This window comes from Vibrio sp. 10N.222.48.A3 (assembly GCF_041475345.1).
GTDB lineage: Bacteria > Pseudomonadota > Gammaproteobacteria > Enterobacterales > Vibrionaceae > Vibrio > Vibrio tasmaniensis_A.
In genome coordinates, this window is the sequence record NZ_JBFRVX010001005.1 from 1 (window position 1) to 3,830 (window position 3,830).

Here is a 3,830-nt window from a genome sequence, read left to right on the forward strand (position 1 = left end):
AACACGACCTGGCGTTTTCTTATCCCAATCAATCAACATTGCTTTAATGTTCTGGCGCTGTAGGTTCTCTTGAGAGCCACACAGGTTACAAGGAATGATTGGGAAATCTAGGTGCTCTGCGTATTGGATTAAGTCCGTTTCACGACAATAAGTCAGTGGACGAATAACAACGTTACGGCCATCATCAGAACGCAATTTTGGCGGCATTGCTTTCAAGCGTGCACCGTGGAACATGTTCAGGAACATCGTCTCAACAATATCGTCTAGGTGGTGGCCAAGAGCAATCTTAGTCGCCCCAATTTTCTCTGCAAACGAGTACAAAGTACCACGACGAAGACGAGAACATAGACCACAAGTTGTTTTACCCTCTGGCACTTTCTCTTTAACTACGGAGTACGTATCTTTATCTACGATGTAGTAAGGAATGTTCAGAGTTTCGAAGTATTCAGGAAGAATGTGCTCAGGAAAGCCAGGTTGTTTTTGGTCTAGGTTTACGGCAACAACATCGAATTTGATAGGTGCAGCTTCACGTAAACGTAGCAAAATATCTAGCATCGCAAATGAATCTTTACCGCCACTAATGCATGCCATTACTACGTCATTCTCTTCGATCATGTTGTAGTCAACGATGGCATTTCCAACATTTCGTCTCAGGCGTTTCTGAAGCTTGTTGAATTCAAGTGTTTCTTTTTTATTTTCGTTTTGGTTCATTGCGACTCTCACACCGTCGTATTACCGACTGTAGATTGCTAGTGGGACTGTTTTAGGGCGTGGATTATACGGATTTTTATTTGATGTTGAAATAGTAACGGCAGGATTAACAAGCTGAGTATTGGAAAGATTCCGCTTCTTTTGTGCTTTAAGCTCTCTAAACGGTTAGATAAACGCGTCTTAACAAATTCGAGGTTTGCATAGTAGACAAAGAAAAGCAGCCTTCTCTAAAAGATCAGGCTGCTTAAGAACTACTTCCTCAAAGCGTAGGGAGTGCTTCTAGCTAGACTTATTGCGCGGGAATGTACGGTAATACGCGAACCGTTGGCTCTGGTAAAGTGATGCTGTCACTTCCATTCAGCTCTTCTAAGGTGAATTTAGCACGCCCTTCTTTAATTGGGATCTGTTTACCGTTAGATAGAGCAATGTTGCCTTCAAGCTTGTCATTGAACTCCAACGTTAACCCTTGGATATCAGGTGTGAACCAGCTAGAGAACATGCCGCTGACGTCTTCTAGCATCGCTTGCATCTGCGGTAACAGGCTTTCTAGCTGTGCAACTTCAACAGTTTCAGCTAAAGGTTCCTGTGTCATGACAACGAGCGAATACGCGCACTCTTGTTCTTGGGTTTGTACAAAGATAAGAGGATTTGCTGAGCGCAGGTTTTGATCTACAGGTAGAAGCAGCTCATTCGCAGGAGACACTTTTAGCTCTTCGTAGTGCTCTTCTTTCTCCATCCAAGCTTTGCTGATGTGACAGGTTTTCTGTGCTTGTTGGTCAACAAAGAACACCGCAACTTTGACATCATCGTGCCCTTCTTTGGTGTTGTTTTTCAGCTGAGTATAGAGTTTAGAATACGTGAACATGTATTCTTGCGCCGAAGCTGGAAGAGAAACCCCAAAACTTAAAATGGCTAATAAAGCGAGTGCTGTCTTTTTCATTATTATAATCTTGTTGAAGTTGAGCGTTTATAAATAGAAAGAGCAGCCAATGAGCTGCTCTTTTGCGATATTGCTTGGTGTCAAATTGACTAAAGAAGTCAATCAAACGGATATCCAAATGAGTTACTTTTCCCAGTATACCTTGTTGTGACGGATCATAGCTTGTAAATCAGTCACATAGTCTGAACCTCGCTCAGAATATTTTAACAAGCCATTGGTCAATTCGGTCGCCGTTTCTTTGGTTAACAGATCATTACCATTCGCTGCCAGTTGCGCACGAATGGCTCTTAAATCTGCATAGGCACGGTTACGATTAAGGTTCATGAAGTAACGGTGTACGGATTCTTGGCTTGAAGAAAATGTTGCTACTTCATGCGAGCTGCCTTCGTTACGTTGTAGCGGAACAAGGCCACAACCTTTGCTGTAACACCAATGTCCGAAATAGTTGTTTGCTTTGGTGGCGAAACGTGATGTCCCCCAAGCTGATTCATTAGCAGCCTGTGTCAGTACCAGCGCCTCTGGCAGTACGTTGACTCGGTTAAGCAATTCCGCCAACCATGTCTGTTCTATACCTGTGCTAGGTACCGGTAAGCTGTACAACTTCCCTAACCTTTTCGCATAAGAAATGTCTTCAGAATCAATATTACTTAAACCAGATTCAGAGAGCTTAGTTAAAAACGCACGTTCTTTGGTGATACGTTTGTTTTCAATCTTGATGCTTGGTCGTAGGAACGAGAAAAACGCGTCTTTTTTCTCGTTTACACCCTTAATAGCCGCAAAATTTGGTGCGCTTGAAGCAACAGTCAAGTCATCAAATTGGTCTGCTGAAGTAGAGCTCTGTTCTGTCGTACGTCGGCGTTCTTCTTCTTGGTAAAGGTATGGGCCAATCAGTGAGATAGAACCCACGATTGCTAGTGTTGTTACCTTGAGCGCAAGAGATTTACTCGCGCTGCCTTTGTCGTTATTACGCATCGAAGACCTGCGGGTTTTTGTTCTTGTTACCATGGCTACTGTTGTTGCCGTTATTGTTACCGCCATCGCTATCGTCATCGCTCATTGGGCGGTCTGATGCAATTATCTTCAGCTTGATGCCAAACATTTCACGGTAAACGATACCTTTCACGTGGAAGAAGAATGGAAGAACGAAGATCAAGCCAATGCCGTACATCATCGCAGCAACGATGAACATCAGCATAACCATTAGGTATATAGACGCGACTACGAAGATCTTCTTATTTACTGCTCTTAGAGAAAGTAACAGCGATTGCATCGGTGGCACTTTTTTATCACAAATCAGCAGAATTGAGTTGCTGAACGCAAGTGAGAAGTAGATAGACAGAAATGGCAGAATCATACCAGCGATGCCTTGAAGCATTAGGCTGAACAAAGTCACTAGAATAACGGGGATCGTAAACTGTAAACCTTTGCCTATGTGGCGCACTTTAGTTTGAAGACCTGCAGCATGGCTCATTGCCATTAAACAGATGCCGGCATAGATAGGTGCACTGACGACTTCATAGCTAAAATTCGCAATGAAAATCGATTCAACGATCTGGGGGGTAAAGGCCTCAGGGTCGATTACCGCATCTAAGATCACTGCTGGGTCACCAAGTTGCAGTTTTAGTGCGATATAAAAGATAGCCAATTGTACGAACATCAGCGCAACAATCGCAGGGGAAAACGAAAGAAAGTGACTTATCGTATGTTTCCAAGCCTCTTGGAATACAGCCGTTGCTTTGAGCTCATAATCGCCGGAAAGTGCACGGTCGATACTACCGCCCAAATTAAAATCTTTTTCGATGTCGTTGTTCATATTGATACCTAGGTGCGCCAACTAAACGAAGGCACCTAACTTATTGATAAAAAATTACCTTCATTATACCCATATGTCGGATGCAAACTAAAATATGAATCTGTAACAAGGCTTGCTTTTACGTCTTAATGGTTAATAATTAGACACTTGTTAGGGTGTGAACCCAACAAATAACAGTATGGTAAAGGATGTTTACTTTTACCTGCGAATTTTTTTGTCTTCGAAAGATAAAAAATGCTTTGAATTCACGTTTTTGGTGATTATGATGCGCGCCTTAGAGGTGTATAGCAACAGGTCTCAAATAGAACCAAGGTGGAGAAAAACAGACGTTGAACGCTAAAAAATCAGTAGGGAAGCCAGTAGTAC

General features: G+C 42.7%; 4 protein-coding genes. All 4 read right to left on the bottom strand.

Features of this window, described 5'->3' with window-relative positions; genetic code table 11:
* Positions 1-711 (bottom strand): tRNA 2-thiocytidine(32) synthetase TtcA (ttcA, locus tag AB4653_RS22960; protein ID WP_372070302.1); only part of this gene is annotated, 711 nt, incomplete at its 3' end.
* Positions 712-1,000: 289 nt separating this feature from the next.
* Positions 1,001-1,651 carry a DUF2987 domain-containing protein gene (locus AB4653_RS22965; RefSeq protein WP_009846717.1) on the bottom strand — a complete coding sequence of 217 codons (651 nt, stop codon included), beginning with the start codon at positions 1,649-1,651 and terminating at the stop codon, positions 1,001-1,003.
* Positions 1,652-1,774: 123 nt separating this feature from the next.
* Positions 1,775-2,623, bottom strand: coding sequence for a glucosaminidase domain-containing protein (locus AB4653_RS22970; RefSeq protein WP_009846718.1), 849 nt, complete (start codon positions 2,621-2,623; stop codon positions 1,775-1,777).
* Positions 2,616-3,464 (bottom strand): membrane protein, encoded by an 849-nt coding sequence (locus tag AB4653_RS22975; RefSeq protein ID WP_009846719.1) that lies wholly within the window; start codon positions 3,462-3,464, stop codon positions 2,616-2,618. The genes AB4653_RS22970 and AB4653_RS22975 overlap by 8 nt, the downstream gene beginning before the upstream one ends.
* Positions 3,465-3,830 lie beyond the last annotated feature (366 nt).